Source organism: Streptomyces caniscabiei (genome assembly GCF_014930365.1).
Taxonomy (GTDB): Bacteria; Actinomycetota; Actinomycetes; order Streptomycetales; family Streptomycetaceae; genus Streptomyces; species Streptomyces caniscabiei.
Genome location: NZ_JABXWI010000013.1, coordinates 88026 through 103912, shown reverse-complemented (window position 1 = coordinate 103912; position 15887 = coordinate 88026). Strand labels below are relative to the sequence as shown.

At 72.9% G+C, this 15887-nt stretch carries 14 protein-coding genes and 1 pseudogene; 11 read left to right on the top strand and 4 right to left on the bottom strand.

Annotated features, from left to right (window positions below; all coding sequences use genetic code 11):
• Positions 1–3: 3 nt before the first annotated feature.
• From HW837_RS32695 to mug, 7 genes are all read left to right on the top strand, one after another.
• Positions 4–1341, top strand: a complete 1338-nt coding sequence (locus HW837_RS32695) for a hemolysin family protein (RefSeq protein ID WP_045562389.1) — start codon at positions 4–6, stop codon at positions 1339–1341.
• Positions 1338–2354, top strand: coding sequence for a hemolysin family protein (locus tag HW837_RS32690; RefSeq protein WP_045562390.1), 1017 nt, complete (start codon positions 1338–1340; stop codon positions 2352–2354). The genes HW837_RS32695 and HW837_RS32690 overlap by 4 nt, the downstream gene beginning before the upstream one ends.
• 514 nt (positions 2355–2868) lie before the next feature.
• Positions 2869–3681, top strand: coding sequence for an SGNH/GDSL hydrolase family protein (locus HW837_RS32685; RefSeq protein WP_045562391.1), 813 nt, complete (start codon positions 2869–2871; stop codon positions 3679–3681).
• A 25-nt stretch (positions 3682–3706) separates the two neighbouring features.
• The gene (locus HW837_RS32680) at positions 3707–4057 is read left to right on the top strand and encodes a DUF4326 domain-containing protein (RefSeq protein WP_093789702.1); all 351 of its coding nucleotides are present in this window, start codon (positions 3707–3709) and stop codon (positions 4055–4057) included.
• Between the two features lie 175 nt (positions 4058–4232).
• Positions 4233–4520, top strand: coding sequence for a hypothetical protein (locus HW837_RS32675; protein ID WP_045562393.1), 288 nt, complete (start codon positions 4233–4235; stop codon positions 4518–4520).
• 107 nt (positions 4521–4627) lie between these two features.
• The gene (purB, locus tag HW837_RS32670) at positions 4628–6070 is read left to right on the top strand and encodes an adenylosuccinate lyase (RefSeq protein WP_045562394.1); all 1443 of its coding nucleotides are present in this window, start codon (positions 4628–4630) and stop codon (positions 6068–6070) included.
• 44 nt (positions 6071–6114) lie between these two features.
• Positions 6115–6612 carry a G/U mismatch-specific DNA glycosylase gene (gene mug / locus HW837_RS32665; protein WP_093789701.1) on the top strand — a complete coding sequence of 166 codons (498 nt, stop codon included), beginning with the start codon at positions 6115–6117 and terminating at the stop codon, positions 6610–6612.
• A gap of 26 nt (positions 6613–6638) precedes the next feature.
• Here the strand turns inward: mug and HW837_RS32660 are convergent, their stop codons facing one another.
• A complete protein-coding gene (locus HW837_RS32660) occupies positions 6639–7082 on the bottom strand; it encodes a hypothetical protein (RefSeq protein ID WP_045562396.1) in 444 nt (147 codons plus the stop codon).
• Positions 7083–7314: 232 nt separating this feature from the next.
• Here HW837_RS32660 and HW837_RS32655 point away from each other — a divergent pair, with 232 nt between their 5' ends.
• The gene (locus tag HW837_RS32655) at positions 7315–8472 is read left to right on the top strand and encodes an ROK family transcriptional regulator (protein ID WP_193380869.1); all 1158 of its coding nucleotides are present in this window, start codon (positions 7315–7317) and stop codon (positions 8470–8472) included.
• 79 nt (positions 8473–8551) lie between these two features.
• Here the strand turns inward: HW837_RS32655 and HW837_RS32650 are convergent, their stop codons facing one another.
• A complete protein-coding gene (locus HW837_RS32650; protein ID WP_045562398.1) occupies positions 8552–9313 on the bottom strand; it encodes a GntR family transcriptional regulator in 762 nt (253 codons plus the stop codon).
• 162 nt (positions 9314–9475) lie between these two features.
• Entirely contained in the window at positions 9476–10366 is an 891-nt protein-coding gene (locus HW837_RS32645) for an RNA polymerase sigma-70 factor (protein WP_193380868.1), read from the bottom strand.
• Positions 10367–10526: 160 nt separating this feature from the next.
• Between HW837_RS32645 and HW837_RS32640 the strand changes: the two genes are divergently transcribed.
• On the top strand, positions 10527–11384 hold the full coding sequence (locus tag HW837_RS32640; RefSeq protein ID WP_086786415.1) for an alpha/beta fold hydrolase: 858 nt from the start codon (positions 10527–10529) through the stop codon (positions 11382–11384).
• 495 nt (positions 11385–11879) lie between these two features.
• Here HW837_RS32640 and HW837_RS50580 read toward each other — a convergent pair.
• Positions 11880–12365: pseudogene (locus HW837_RS50580) on the bottom strand (EamA family transporter); the annotation flags it as partial.
• 47 nt (positions 12366–12412) lie between these two features.
• On the opposite strand from HW837_RS50580, the gene pdxR reads away from it, so the two are divergent.
• Together pdxR and HW837_RS32625 are read left to right on the top strand one after the other, a co-directional pair.
• Positions 12413–13858 carry a MocR-like pyridoxine biosynthesis transcription factor PdxR gene (gene pdxR, locus HW837_RS32630; RefSeq protein ID WP_193380867.1) on the top strand — a complete coding sequence of 482 codons (1446 nt, stop codon included), beginning with the start codon at positions 12413–12415 and terminating at the stop codon, positions 13856–13858.
• 361 nt (positions 13859–14219) lie between these two features.
• The gene (locus HW837_RS32625) at positions 14220–15815 is read left to right on the top strand and encodes an alkaline phosphatase D family protein (RefSeq protein WP_193380866.1); all 1596 of its coding nucleotides are present in this window, start codon (positions 14220–14222) and stop codon (positions 15813–15815) included.
• The last annotated feature ends 72 nt before the right edge of the window (positions 15816–15887 follow it).

Here is a 15887-nt window from a genome sequence, read left to right as displayed (position 1 = left end):
CCGATGACCGAAGTGCTCCTCCTTCTGGTGGCGGTGCTGCTCTCACTGATCTGTGGTGGCTTCGTCGCCGCGGAGTTCTCACTGACCACCGTCGACCGGGGTCGGCTGGAGCGGGCCGTGGAGCGCGGCGAGCGAGGTGCCGCCGGCGCCCTCAAGGCCGTACGGAACCTGACGTTCCAGCTCTCCGGCGCCCAGCTCGGCATCACCGTCACCAACCTGGTGGTCGGCATGCTCGCCGAACCGTCCATCGCCAAGCTGATCGCGGGCCCGCTGGAGGCGCTCGGCGTGCCGCACTCCGCGTCGCGTTCGGTGGCCCTCGTCATCGGTACGGCCCTGTCGACCGTCGTACTGATGGTCGTCGGCGAGCTGGTCCCCAAGAACTGGGCGATCTCCGCGCCGCTGCCGGTGGCGAAGAAGGTGGCGAACCCGCAGCGCTGGTTCAGCGCCGCGTTCCGGCCGTTCATCACCCACCTCAACAACACCGCCAACCGTCTCGTACGGCTCTTCGGCATCGAGCCCGCCGAGGAGCTGGCCTCCGCGCGCGGCCCTCAGGAGCTGGCGGCCCTCGCCCGGCATTCGGCCAAGGAGGGCGCCCTGGAGGAGGACACCGCCGAGCTGTTCGTGCGCACGCTGAACCTGGCCGATCTGACCGCGGAGAACGTGATGACCCCGCGCGTCCAGGTCATCGCCCTGGACGCCCAGGCGACCTGCGAGGACGTGGCGAACGCGACCCGGGCCACCGGTCTGTCCCGCTTCCCCGTCTACCGGAACAGCCTCGACTCGGTCGTCGGCACCGTGCACATCAAGGACGTCCTCGCCGTGCCCGCCGAGCGTCGGCTGCGCACCTCCGTCGCCGAACTGCTGCGCGAGCCGCTGCTCGTCCCCGAGTCGCTGACCGTCGACCGGGTCCTCGACCGGCTCTCCGGCAAGCGCACGATGGCCGTCGTCATCGACGAGTACGGCGGCACCGCCGGCGTCGTCACCCTGGAGGACATCGTCGAGGAGGTCGTCGGCGAGGTCCGCGACGAGCACGACCCGCACGAGACCCCCGACCTGGCCCCCGTCGGCGCCGACGGCGACGGCCGGGAGCTGTACTCGGCCGACGGCTCGGCCCGCACCGACCAGCTCGCCCGTGTCGGACTGCGCGCGCCCGAAGGGCCGTACGAGACGCTCGCGGGCCTGGTCGCCACCGAACTGGGCCGGATCCCGGCCGTCGGCGACACCGTGGAGGTCGTCGGCTGGCGGCTCGACGTGGTGGACGCGGCCGGGCGCCGGGCCGCGCGGGTGCTGCTGCACGCGCCGGTCCCGTCCGACGAGGAGCACGAGGAGGAGACCCGATGACCGCCGTCCAGCTGCTGATCGGCCTCGCGACGCTGGTCGTCAACGCCTTCTTCGTGGGCGCCGAGTTCGCCCTGATCTCCGTACGCCGCAGCCAGATCGAGCCGTACGCCGAGGAGGGCGACCGCAGGGCGCGCAGCGTGCTGTGGGGGCTCCAGCACGTGTCCGCGCTGATGGCCGCCGCACAGCTCGGCATCACGCTGTGCACCCTGGTCCTGGGTGTCGTCGCCGAACCCGCGATCGAACACCTGCTGGAGCCGCTGTTCCACGCGGTGGGTGTGCCGGAGGGCGCGGGCCACGTGATCTCCTTCGTGATCGCCCTGACGCTCGCCACCTATCTGCACATGCTGCTCGGCGAGATGGTGCCGAAGAACATCGCCCTCGCGGAGCCGGTGCGCAGCGCCCTGCTGCTCGGTCCGCCGCTGGTGACGCTGTCGCGTGCGCTGCGCCCGGTGATCTTCACGGTCAACGCGTTCGCGAACACGCTGCTGAAGCTGATGCGGATCGAGACGAAGGACGAGGTCGCGGCCACCTTCTCGGACACCGAGCTGGCCCGTCTCGTCGCGGACTCCAGCGAGGCCGGTCTGATCGACGACCGCGCGCAGGAGCGGCTGCGGGACGCGCTCGAACTGGGCCGCCGGCCCGTGCGCGACGTCGTCCTCCCGCTGGAGCGGGTGGTCTACGCGGGCATGGGGGTCACCCCGGAGGAGCTGGAGCGGCTGTCGGCCGAGTCCGGGTTCTCCCGCTTCCCCGTGGTCGACGAGGGGCGCCGGATCGTGGGCTACCTCCATGTGAAGGACGCGCTCGACGCGGCACCGCGCGACGTACCGTTCTCCGTCCGGGACATGCGGTCCATCGCCCGCGTCCGAGAGACCTCACCGCTGGACGACGTACTCACCGCGATGCGCCGCAGCCGGACCCATCTGGCGGCCGTCCTGGGCGGCGACGGCCGCCTCGCGGGCATCGTCACCATGGAGGACGTCCTCCGAGAACTGTTCGGCCAACCGACCGCCTGAGAACCCCTGCCGGTCCCGGTCCGGCCCGCCGCCCGTCCGCCCGCTCCCGCCGCCGTCCGCCTTCGGGCCGAAAGGGCGGCTGGGGGCGGGCAGTGGCCTGACGGCGAATGGGGCGACGGCGGCGGAGGCGGGCCACCGTACGGCGGGCTGCGGGCAGTCAGGCAGGCGAACGGGGGCAGCGAACGGCGGCTGTCGGCTGGCGGCTGACAGGCAGACGGGTCGGCAGCAGGCTCACGCCGGGCGGCGGGCGGCGGCCTGCCGTCGACGGTTGGCGGGCAGGCAAGCCTAGGGCGGCCCCGGGGGCGCAGCAGAGGGCGGGCCGGCGAGCGGCTGTCGACGGGAGGCCAGCAGCGGCAGGCGGTCGGCCGGCGGCGGGTAGGGGTACTCCTGCGGGAGCTGTTCGGCCAGCCGACCGTCTGAGAATCCTGCCGCTCCCCTCCCGGCCCCGCCGCCCGCCGCAGTCCGCAGGGGGACCGACCGGTGGGTATGTGTGCGCGGTACCATTTTTGACGCCATGCAGACGAACCCCATCCTCGACGGTCCCTCCGCCTCCGGTCCCGCCTACTCCAGCCTGGTCACGGTCGGCGACTCCTTCACCGAGGGCATGTCCGACCTGCTCCCCGACGGTACGTACCGCGGCTGGGCGGACCTCCTCGCCGGCCGCATGGCCGCGCGCACGCCCGGCTTCCGGTACGCCAACCTCGCGGTGCGCGGAAAGCTGATCGGCCAGATCGTCGCCGAACAGGTGGACGTCGCCGCCGCGATGGAGGCGGACGTGATCACACTGGTCGGCGGCCTGAACGACACCCTCCGGCCCAAGTGCGACATGGGCCGGGTGCGGGCCTTGCTGGAGGAGGCCGTGGAACGCCTCGCCCCCTCCTGCAAGCAGCTCGTCCTGATGCGCAGCCCCGGCCGCCAGGGTCCCGTCCTGGAGCGGTTCCGGCCGCGTATGGAGGAGCTGTTCGCCTGTGTCGACGACCTGGCCGCCCGGCACGGCGCCCTCGTCGTCGACCTCTACGGCGCGCCGTCGCTGAGCGACCCCCGGATGTGGGACGTGGACCGGCTGCACCTGACCGCCGAGGGGCACCGCCGGGTCGCCGAGGCCGTCTGGCAGACGCTCGGCCACGCGGCGGAGGACCCGGAGTGGCGGGCGCCGATGCCCGTCACACCGCCGCCCGGCTGGACCGCACGTCAGGTGGCCCACGCGCGGTTCGCCCGGCAGTACCTGCTGCCGTGGATAGGCCGCCGCCTCACGGGCCGTTCCTCCGGCGACGGCATGCCGGCCAAGCGGCCCGAGTTGCTGCCGTACGAGGGCCCACTAGCGTAGGGAGCCGTCCTACCGGGAGGCGCGTGTGACCACGACCGTGATCAACCTCAAGGGCCGCATCCGCGACTTCGGCCCCCGGCTGGAGTTCGCCCCCGGCGACCTGGTCTACATCGGCCGCCGCTGGACCATGGGCCACTGGGACCTGCCGCAGCACCCGCTCTTCAACCCGTTCCAGTACGACACCGAGAAGAAGAAGCGCGACGGGACGCGGGCCGAGGTCATGGCGAAGTACCGCGCGTACCTGACGGCCGACCCCGAGCTGATGGCCCTCGTCCCGGAGCTGCGCGGCAGGACGCTGGCCTGCTGGTGCGCGCCCGAGGCGTGCCACGGGGACATCCTGGCGGAGCTGGCCGACGGCTCGGTCTCCTCTTCGTAGACCCTCTTCGTGGACCCTCTTCGTAGGCCCTGCGAAGAGGGCCTCGGCGCGCTCTCCCGCGGCGGTCGTACGCCACCCCGTCCGCTACAACGGGTCACAACATGGTCACACATCCGTTGTGGCGCCCCTGCGGCGCGCATGATGCTCCCCCCACAGTCACATCACGGAGGGACCCATGCGCCGCACCGCCACCGTCCTGATCGCCGCGACCCTGCTCCTCACCGCCTGCGGCAACAGCGACGACACGGCCGCCTCGACGCCCAGCAGCACTGCTCCCACAGGGGACGAAGCACGCTACGACGAGATCTGGAACGCCCGGAGCCCCGGAATGCAGGCAACGGTGTGCAAGCTGCTGGCAGCGGACGACCAGAAGTCCGCCGGCACCCTGCTGCGTGAAGGCCTCGACGACCCGTCGGTCGACCTGGACGCGCTGGTCGCGTACATAGACGACGGGAAGTGCTGACTCACCGACCCGACGACGCACATCGTCCGGCGCGCCCCTGACCTGCGGCGCTCCGGACGATGTGGGTGTTCCAACGCCCCCCTGGGCGTTGAGTACACTCCGTACACGTGACTTCTGCGCCAGCCAAGCCCCGCATCCCGAACGTCCTCGCCGGACGCTACGCCTCCACCGAGCTCGCCACGCTCTGGTCGCCCGAGCAGAAGGTGAGGCTGGAGCGGCAGCTCTGGCTGGCCGTCCTGCGGGCCCAGAAGGACCTCGGCATCGAGGTGCCGGACGAGGCGCTCACCGACTACGAGCGGGTCCTCGACACCGTCGACCTGGCCTCCATCGCCGAGCGCGAGAAGGTCACGCGGCACGACGTGAAGGCGCGGATCGAGGAGTTCAACGACCTCGCCGGGCACGAGCACGTGCACAAGGGCATGACCTCCCGCGACCTCACCGAGAACGTCGAGCAGCTGCAGATCAGGCTGTCCCTGGAGCTGGTCCGGGACCGTACGGTGGCCGTCCTGGCGCGGCTCGGCAAGCTGGCCGGCGAGTACGGCGAGCTGGTGATGGCCGGCCGTTCGCACAACGTGGCCGCGCAGGCCACCACCCTCGGCAAGCGGTTCGCGACGGCCGCCGACGAACTGCTCGTGGCGTACGGCCGCGTCGAGGAGCTGCTCGGCCGCTACCCGCTGCGCGGCATCAAGGGCCCGGTGGGCACGGCCCAGGACATGCTGGACCTGCTCGGCGGGGACGCCGCCAAGCTGGCGGAGCTTGAGGACCGGATCGCCGGGCACCTCGGCTTCGCGCAGGCGTTCACCTCCGTCGGCCAGGTCTACCCCCGCTCGCTGGACTACGACGTGGTGACCGCGCTGGTGCAGCTGGCGGCGGCGCCGTCCTCCCTGGCGAAGACGATCCGCCTGATGGCCGGGCACGAGCTGGTGACCGAGGGCTTCAAGCCCGGTCAGGTCGGTTCGTCCGCCATGCCGCACAAGATGAACACGCGGTCGTGCGAGCGGGTCAACGGCCTCATGGTCATCCTGCGCGGCTACGCCTCGATGACCGGCGAGCTGGCGGGCGACCAGTGGAACGAGGGCGACGTGTCCTGCTCGGTGGTGCGCCGGGTCGCGCTGCCGGACGCGTTCTTCGCGCTCGACGGTCTGCTGGAGACCTTCCTGACCGTCCTCGACGAGTTCGGCGCGTTCCCGGCGGTCGTCGCGCGGGAGCTGGACCGCTACCTCCCCTTCCTCGCCACCACCAAGGTGCTGATGGGCGCCGTACGGGCCGGTGTCGGCCGTGAGGTGGCGCACGAAGCCATCAAGGAGAACGCCGTCGCCTCCGCGCTGGCCATGCGCGAGCAGGGCGCCGAGCGCAACGAGCTGCTCGACAAGCTCGCCGCCGACGACCGCATCCCGCTGGACCGTGCCCAGCTGGACGCGCTGATGGCCGACAAGCTCTCCTTCACGGGCGCCGCCGCCGACCAGGTCGCCGTCGTCGTCGGCCGGATCGAGGAGATCGTGAAGCAGCGTCCGGAGGCCGCCGGTTACACGCCGGGGGCGATCCTCTGACCCGCTGGACCCAGGCCGAGCTGGAGGCCGCCCGCGACCGGCTGGTGCCGGACGTCACCGCGGACGGCCTCCGGGTCCTTTTCTGCGGCATCAACCCGGGGCTGATGACGGCCGCCTCGGGCCACCACTTCGCCCGCCCCGGCAACCGCTTCTGGCCCGTCCTGCACCTGTCGGGCTTCACGCCGCGGCTTCTGAAGCCGTCCGAGCAGGGTGAACTGCCGTCGTACGGGCTCGGCATCACCAACGTCGTCGCCCGCGCCACGGCTCGTGCCGACGAGCTGACGGCCGAGGAGTACGTGGAGGGCGGCCGGCTGCTGACCGCCAAGGTGGAGCGGCTGCGCCCGCGTTGGCTGGCGGTCGTCGGCGTGACCGCGTACCGCGCCGCCTTCGGCGACCGCAAGGCCGCCGTCGGACCCCAGGAGGGGACGATCGGGGCCTCCCGGGTGTGGGTGCTGCCCAACCCCAGCGGGCTGAACGCGCACTGGACCGCGGCGACGATGGCGGAGGAGTTCGGGCGGCTGCGGGTGGCGGCGCAGGACTGACCGGCCGCCCGGCCTGCGGTCGGGGGTCACGGAGGGTCGATCTCCGTTATCAGCGCGACGAGTTGGAACGGCAGTTCCTTGTCCCACTGGGAGACTCCGAGGGCGACCCAGCGGCCGTGGCCGTCGGCCTGCCAGAGGTGCACATCGGGCACGTGTGAGCTGAGCGGGCCCCAGGGCTCGGGTATGTCCTCGCCCTCCTGGTAGCGGCTGGACACGCTCCACAGACTGAACACGTCCGGCGGCCCCCATCGCTCGGCGATGCGCTGGGACAGGGCGTCACGGTCCGCCTCGAACTGGACCTCCGTCTCCTCCCGCTCCGTACCGTCGTCGTCCCAGAAGTCCTCGCTCGTCGCTAACTCGGCGAGGTGGTAACCGGGGCCGGCCGTGCCGACGTCCGACCGGCCGTGCGCCGTGGGGAACTCCTCGGAACACAGCCGGTCGATCGTGACGAGATGCCGCGCGATGGTCATGTGCTCCAGTAAAACGCGCACCACTGACAATTGGCGTGCCGTCAGGCGTTGCCTCCGGGGCGTCGGCGCACGGGAGCGGGCGAGTGGGGCACCCGGGCGAGTGGGGTCGCTGTGGCGTGGCCCGGCCAGGCGCCCGCGGGGATTCCGCAGGTCGGGGGCGTCGGGCACTCGCCGGGGTGCGCCTTGGCGAGTACGATCCGGCAGACACGGGCGCGAGCTGGGAGGACGGACGTTGGGGCCACTGACCGGCGGGGATCCTTCTCTGCTTCGAAGAATCAACTCGGCCGTGGTGCTGCACGCGCTGCGGGCCACGGACCACGCCACGCTGACCGAGATCACCAGGGTCACCGGGCTGTCCCGGCCCACGGTCGAGGGCGTCGTGGAGGGGTTGGTGGAGGCCGGTCTGGTGGTCGAGCGGGCCGCCGAGGAGGGCGCCGCCAGGCGGCAGGGGCGCCCGGCACGACGCTACCGGTTCCGGGCCGAGGCCGGCCATCTGCTGGGCCTGGACGTGGGCTCGCACCGGGTGGCGGCGCTCCTCGCCGATCTCGACGGGAAGGTGCTGGGCTCGCTGTCCAAGGAGGTCTCCGAGTCGGCGTCGGCGGAGGACCGCCTGGAGCGGCTGCGCTCGACCGTCGCCGAACTGCTCCGCAGGTCCGGTGTGCCACGCGGTTCGCTGCGCGCGGTCGGGGTGGGCAGTCCGGGGATCATCGAGGCCGACGGCGCCGTACGCCTGTGCGCGGCCCTGCCGGAGTGGACGGGACTGAATCTGGGCGAGCGGCTGAGCCGTTCCTTCAAGTGCTCCGTGCTGGTCGAGAACGACGCCAACGCGGCCGCCGTCGCCGAGCACTGGAAGGGCGCCGCCACCGAGTCCGACGACGTGGTGTTCGTGCTGGCGGGGCTGAGCCCGGGCGCCGGTTCGCTGATCGGCGGGCGGCTGCACCGGGGGTACGGCGGCGCGGCCGGGGAGATCGGCGCGCTGCATCTGCTGGGCCGGGAGGCCACCCCCGAGGCCCTGCTGTCGACCACGGGCGAGCCCCTGCACCCGCTGGACGAGCAGGCGGTCGCCGAGGTGTTCAAGCACGCGCGCGAGGGCGACGTACGGGCCCGTGAGGCCGTGGACCGCTTCATACAGCGCCTCGTCCACGATGTGACGGCCCTCGTCCTGGCCCTCGATCCCGAACTGGTCGTCGTCGGCGGCTGGGCGGCCGGCGTCGACGACGTCCTGGATCCCCTGCACCGCGAGCTGGCCCGCTACTGTCTGCGCCCGCCGCGGGTCGCCCTCTCCCGGCTGGGCGAGGCGGCCGTCGCCATGGGCGCGCTGCGGCTCGCCCTGGACCATGTCGAGGAGCAGCTCTTCGCGGTGGAGGGCACGGTGACGGCGCGGCGCTGAGCCGCCGCCGGGCACGAGAACGCCGTGCCCCGCGGGAGGGGGCACGGCGGGTACGGCCGGGAGGTTCCGTCCGCTTACGTCAGGACGCGCGGCGCTCCGGGCCGTGGTGGATCTCGACGCCGCCCGAGGCGCCGAAGGTCAGGCGGCACGTGTCGGCACGGTAGGTGGCCAGGGAGACGGCCGCCGTGCGTCCCTCGGCGAAGAAGCGGGTGGTGACGACCAGGACGGGCGCGCCGGGCAGCCGGTCCAGCTCCTTGGCGTCGTCCGCCCGGGCGGAGCCCAGCTCCACCGAGCGGTCCTGTCCCTCCAGCTCCAGGCGCTGCAGCTCACGCAGGACGGCACGCGCGCGTGCGGCGCCGGAGGGCGCGTCTATGCCGGAGAGGGCGGGCACGGAGGCGGCCGGGACGTAGAGCAGTTCGGCGGCGACGGGCTGGCCGTGCGACATCCGGGAGCGGCGTACGACGTGCACCTGCTCGCCGTGGACGCTGTCGAGGAGGTCGGCGACCGCGGCGGGCGGTGCCGAGGCCGTGCAGTCGACGGCCTGCCAGGTGTCGCCGACGGTGCCCGGCCACGCGCGCTGCTCGGTGCCGACGGCGACGCCCACGCGCGGGGGCGCGACGGTGGTGCCGACGCCGCGACGGCGTTGCAGCCGGCCCTCCAGTTCGAGCTGCTCCAGCGCTTGGCGGAGGGTGGCCCGGGCGACGCCGAAACGGGCCGCGAGGTCACGCTCGTTGGGCAGGATCTCCCCCACCGAGAACTCGGAGTCCAATGCCTCACTGAGCACGGTCTTCAAATGCCAGTACTTCGGTTCCGGCACCGTTTCCAGCTGCTGGGTCCCCACCCTGTCCTCCGCTGCTTCGCCGTGGCCCGGCGGCGTTTTTAGCGCCCTTGTTTATTAAAGGTTGTTGCACTTTCTTGCGACCATAGGCCCGCCCCCACCCTTGGTCAAGACCAATCCTCGAACGCTCGGGCGTCCGACGGGCCGGACGCCCGACAGCGTTCATCAAGGCTTCACGGCCGCCAGGGAGAGCAGCTTCTCCGGGTTGCGGACGATGTAGACGCACTGGATCCGCCCGTCGGCGACGTCGAGTTGGAACACGCTGTCGACCGCGCCGTCGCCCAGGAGGACCACGGCGAAGCCGCCGTTGATCTCCATGAACCGGAACGACGCGTCCAGGAGGCCCTTGTCCGCCGCGCCGTGCACGAACCGTCCCACCTTGTCGGCGGTCTCGAGGACCCGCACCGGGGCCTTGCCGATGCCGCCGCCGTCGCCCACCAGACGCACGTCGGGGGCCAGCAGCGCCATGAGCCCGTCGAGGTCGCCGCCCGCCGCGGCGGCGAGGAACTTCTCGGTCAGCTCACGGCGTTCGACGGGATCGACCTCGTAGCGCGGGCGCCGCTCCTCGACGTGCCTGCGGGCCCGCCCGGCGAGCTGGCGCACGGCGGGCTCGGCGCGGTCGATCATGGTCGCGATCTCGGCGTACGGGTAGCCGAAGGCCTCCCGGAGCACGAACACGGCGCGCTCCAGGGGCGAGAGGGACTCCATGACGACCAGGACGGCGAGGGAGACGGTGTCGGCGAGGACGGCCCGCTCGGCGGTGTCCGGGACGGTGTCCGCGTAGTCGGTGGCGTACGGCTCGGGGAGCCAGGGGCCGGGGTAGGCCTCGTTGCGCGACTGCACCTGGCGCAGCCGGTCGATGGCGAGCCGGGTGGTGACACGGACCAGGTATCCGCGCGGTTCGCGCACGTCGGAGCGGTCGGCGCCGGACCAGCGCAGCCAGGTCTCCTGGACCACGTCCTCGGCGTCGGCGACCCGGCCGAGCATGCGGTAGGCGACTCCCATCAGGACGGAGCGGTGCTCTTCGAAGACGTCGATGGCGATATCGGTGGTCACCGTTCCATCCCAACCCGAGGCGCCGGGCCGTGTCCAGGCGATTCCGACGATGCGCGCGGCTTGTTACTCCCGGGGACTACCCGCCGGTAGCAGTTGCTGACAAGCTGTCTACGACCGCCGTACGCCGGCGCGTCCTTCCGCCCAGACGAGGAGTCGCACCATGTCCGCCGCCACGGTCTCCTTCCAGGTCCCCTCCCCGCTCGGCCCGCGGTCCGTGACGGTCTCCTACACCCGCGAGGGCACCGGTGAGCCGCTGCTCCTGCTGCACGGCATCGGCCACCACCGGCAGGCCTGGGACCCGGTGACGCACATCCTGGCGGCCGAGCGCGAGGTCATCACCGTCGACCTGCCCGGCTTCGGCGAGTCCCCGGCGCTGCCGGACGGGCTCACCTACGACCTGCCGACGACGACCGCCGTCTTCGGTGCCTTCTGCGAGGCGCTGGAGCTCGACCGACCGCATGTGGCGGGCAACTCCCTGGGCGGTCTGCTCGCCCTGGAGCTGGGCCGCGAGAAGCTCGTACGGTCCGTCACGGCGCTGTCCCCGGCGGGGTTCTGGAACGAGGCCGAGCGGCGTTACGCGTTCGGCATCCTGCTCACCATGCGGCACATCTCGCGGCGGATGCCGCTCCCGCTGGTCGAGCGGCTGTCCCGGTCGGCGCTCGGCCGCACCGCCCTGACGAGCACCATCTACGCCCGCCCGGCCCGCCGTTCACCCGAGGCGGTGGTCGCCGAGACGCTCGCGCTGGCGGGGGCCACCGGGTTCGACGAGACCCTCCGGGCCGGCGGCAGCGTCCTGTTCACCGACGACGTCCCCGGTCTCCCCGTCACCGTGGCCTGGGGCACCCGGGACTGGCTGCTCGTCCGCCGTCAGGGCGTCCGCGCCAAGCGGGTCATCCCCGGCGCCCGGCTGGTGCGACTGCCCGGCTGCGGCCACTGCCCCATGAACGACGACCCCGCGCTGGTCGCCCGCGTCATCCTCGACGGCAGCCGCCACCCGGCCCTCGACGGCAGCCGCTGACCCGCCCCGCCGAGCGGCCACCGTCCGGCGGCGGACCGTCGCCCCCGATCCCAGGGCGACCCCGGCGCCCACCAATGCGCTGCCGACCGCCTGCGCGGCACCGTAGGAGCCCGTGCCGACGAGGGGAGCCGTGCAGGCGGCGGCCACCGGGATCAGGCCGGAGAAGAGGGTGGCGCGCTCGGCGCCGATGCGCTGCATGCCCATGTACCAGCACACGAACCCGACGACCGTGACGACCGCCGCTTGCCACAGCAGCGCGAGGGACTGCGTGCCGTCCGGGCGAGGCAGCCACGCGCCGCCGTCGACGGCCACGCCGACGACGGCCGACTCCAGCGCGGCCACCGCGCACACGGTCGCCGACAGCAACCGCGGTCCGAGCGGTCGCAGCACCGGCACGGCCAGCACCGCGAAGCCGATCTCACCCACCAGCGCGCACACCGAGAAGGCGATGCCCGCCCCGTCCGTACGGCCCCAGCCCTGGACGGTGAACGCGCCGGCTGCCACCAGCGACGCCCCCTGGAGGACCACTCGTCGGGGGCGACGGCCCTCCGACAGCGGGACGAGGACGGCCACGGCCACCGGGGCGCAGCCCACGAACACCCCCGGCACCGCCGGTTCCGCCGAGCGTTCGGCCGCGAGCACGGCGATGTTGAAGCCGACCATGCCGATCGCCGCGAGCAGCCCCAGCCGCGCCCACTGACGTGCGGACAGCCGGCGCAGGGACGCCGTGCCGCCCCTGCCGAGCAGCGGGAGCAGCAGCAGACAGGCGAGGCCGTAGCGGAGGAACTGGCCACCCGCGTACGGGTAGTCGCCCAGCACGCTGTTGGCGGTGAACGAACCGCCGACGAGCACGCAGGCGAGGGCGGCGAGGAGGGCTCCGGAGAGCGCGGACGAGGTCCGGGGTGTGCCGGTGGTGGGGGGCGCGGGCGGAGTGCCGTCGGTGGGCGCGGGAGACGTGGGAGAGGTGGGCGCGGGCTTCATGGTCGTGACGCTAGGGAGCCCGGCGGGCCCGTTTAAGGTCCACTTCCATGACGTCATCGGGGACCAATTCCGACCACGGCACGCTCTCGGGATCCGCTTCCTGGACCGCCGCCTGGGAGCTGCTGCTGCCCGTCGCGGACGCGCCCGCACGCGCGCGTGGACGCACCTTGCAGGCGGCGCTGCGGGAGGCGATCCGGTCGGGGCGACTGGCACGGGGGACGCGGCTGCCGGCGAGCCGGGAGCTGGCCGCCGACCTCGGCGTCTCGCGGGGGCTGGTGACGGAGGCGTACGAACAGTTGGTCGCGGAGGGGTATCTGCGCAGCGGCCGGGGCTCCGGGACCTGGGTGGGCGCAGCCGTGCGTACGTCCGCGCCGCCACGCGCGCGTGACCTCGCTCCGCGTCCGCCGGCAGGTGCCCGCGCCGACTTCGTGCCCGGGACGCCCGACCTGTCGCTGTTCCCCCGTGCGGCGTGGGCGGCGGCCCAGCGCGGGGTCCTCGCGGAGTTGGCGCACCACGAGCTGGGATATCCGGATCCGCGCGGGCTGCCCCGGCTGCGCACCGCGCTCGCCGAGCTGCTGGCCCGGCGGCGGGGCGTGGTCGCCGACCCGGAGCGGATCGTCGTCGTCTCCGGGGTGGCCCAGGCCACCACGCTCCTCGGAGCGGTCCTCCACGCGCGCGGGACACGCGTGGTCGGCGTCGAGGACCCCGGCAGCCCCGAGCACGGGACGCTGTACGCCGCCACCGGGCTCGGCACGGTGCCGTTGCCGCTGAACGAGGAGGGGCTGGCGGTCGGGCCGCTGCGGGAGTCGGGGGTGCGGGCGGTGGTGACGACGCCGGCGCACCAGTTCCCGACGGGGATCGCGTACTCCGCGCGACGGCGGAGCGAACTGCTCGACTGGGCGCGGACGGTGGACGGGCTGATCGTCGAGGACGACTACGACGGGGACTTCCGCTACGACCGTGCCCCCGTGGGCGCGTTGCAGGGGCTCGACCCCGAGCGGGTCGCCTACACCGGTTCCGTCAGCAAGTCCCTCGCGCCGGGGCTGCGGCTCGGCTGGCTCCTCGTACCGGCGTGGCTGGCGCGGGAGGTCGTCGAGCGCAAACGGACCATGGATCTCGGGCACCCCACCATCGACCAGGCGCTCTTCGCGCGGTTCGTGGAGCGGGGGGACTACGACCGGCAGTTGCGGCGGTGTCAGCGAGCGTACCAGGAGCGGCGTGACGTGCTGGTGTCGGCGCTCACCGAGCACTTTCCCGGGGCGGAGGTGTCGGGGATCGCCGCCGGGCTGCATGTGATCGTGGCGCTGCCGGAGCGGTACGGGACGGTGGAGGGGTTTCTCGGGCGTGCCGGGGCGGGTGGGGTGGTGGTGCGGGGGTTGGGGGCGTACGGGAGGGTGCCGGATGCGCGGGTGCGGTTGGTGTTGGGGTACGCGCATCTTTCTCCTGCGCGGATTCGGGAGGGGGTGGGGGTGTTGGCGGGGGTGGTGGGGTGACGTCGGGGGTCCTCGCCCCCGCCGCCCCTACCCGTCCCATCCTCAAGGGGCTGCGCCCCTTTGACCCCCAGCGTCCGTCCGGTGGGGGCTGGTCGCGCAGTTCCCCGCGCCCCTGAAAGGCCTGCGGCCATTTCGGGGCGAAAAAGCCGGGGCGCAGCCCCGCTTTTTCAGGGGCGCGGGGAACTGCGCGAGAAGCCCCACCCACCCGCAGCCGCCGAAGACAGGTACCCCCCGCGCGCTGACGCGCGTCGGCTTCCCCCGCACCCCGCGCAGTTGTTCACTTGTCGTTTCCGTGTGCGCTGCGGCGTGCGCGTAGTTGTGGCTGTGCACATTGGCCGGATCCGTCGCTGGAGGCGCATTCATGTCACACCGTCCGCCGAGTCCCCTGCCCGGTCGCCGCAGCGTGCTGCGCGGCTCGTTCGCCGCCTCGGCGGCGCTGGCGCTGCCCGGTTCCGTCGCGCTCGGCTCGGCTCCCGCGCTGGCCCTCTCGGGGCGGCCGCGGGCCGGGTGGGGTGTGCAGGCCGGGGACGTGACCGCGCACTCCGGGTTGGTGTGGGTGCGGTCGGACCGTCCGGCGCGGATGATCGTCGAGACGTCCGCCACCGAGTCGTTCCGCGATCCGCGCAGATGGCATGGTCCGCTGCTGGAAGCCGCTACCGACTTCACCGGGACGACGCGGCTGCGCGGGCTGCCCTCGGGCGAGCAGATCCACTACCGGGTGCTGCTCGCCGATCCGCACGACCCGCGCCGCACCGGGGAGCCGGTCACCGGGACGTTCCGTACGACGTCCCTGAAGCGCCGCTCCGGGGCCCGGTTCGTGTGGTCGGGCGACCTGGCGGGGCAGGGCTGGGGCATCAACCCGGACCGCGGCGGCTACCGCATCTTCGACGCGATGGGCGCGCTGGACCCGGACTTCTTCCTGTTCAGCGGCGACACCATCTACGCGGACGGTCCGATCGCGGCGACGGCGGCGCTCCCCGGCGGCGGCACCTGGCGCAACGTCACCACCGAGGAGAAGTCCAAGGTGGCGGAGACGCTCGCCGAGTTCCGGGGCAACTTCCGCTACAACCTGCTGGACGAGAACCTGAAGCGGTTCAACGCCCAGGTCCCGGCGATCGTGCAGTGGGACGACCACGAGGTCACCAACAACTGGTACCCGGGCGAGATCCTCACCGACGCCCGGTACACCGAGAGGAGCGTGGACGTGCTGGCGGCGCGGGCGCGGCGGGCGTTCAGCGAGTACTTCCCGATCTCCACGCTGCGGCCCGGCGCCCGGGAGGGCCGGGTGCACCGGGTGGTGCGCCACGGCCCCCTGCTGGACGTGTTCGTGCTGGACATGCGGACGTACCGTGACGCCAACTCGCCCGGTACGCAGACCACGGACCCGGTGGGCATCCTCGGAGCCGAGCAGTTGGAGTGGCTGAAGCGGGAGCTGTCGCGGTCGCGTGCGGTGTGGAAGGTGATCGCCTCCGACATGCCGCTCGGGCTGGTCGTGCCCGACACCGGGGACGGCAAGCCGAACATCGAGGCCGTGGCGCAGGGCGACCCGGGCGCGCCGCTGGGACGGGAGCTGCAGATCGCCGAACTGCTGCGGTTCATCAAGCACCGCAAGGTCACCGGCACGGTGTGGCTGACGGCCGACGTGCACTACACCTCGGCGCAGCACTACCAGCCGTCGCGGGCCGCCTTCACCGACTTCGAGCCGTTCTGGGAGTTCGTCTCCGGCCCGCTGAACGCCGGCGCCTTCCCGGCGAACGCGCTGGACAGCACCTTCGGTCCCGAACGGGTGTTCATGAAGGCGCCGCCGACGGCGAACGTGTCCCCGGCGGGCGGCTACCAGTTCTTCGGCGAGGTCGACATCGACGGCCACAGCGGGGAGCTGACGGTCCGGCTGCGGGAGCAGGACGGGACCGTGCTGTACACGAAGGTGCTCCAGCCGGGGCTCGTCGGTCAGTGACCGGCGGGCCGCGAGGCCCTCCGGAACTCGCGTCCGGGCAGGTCAGGGGCGATTGTCAGTGGTCGCCCCTAC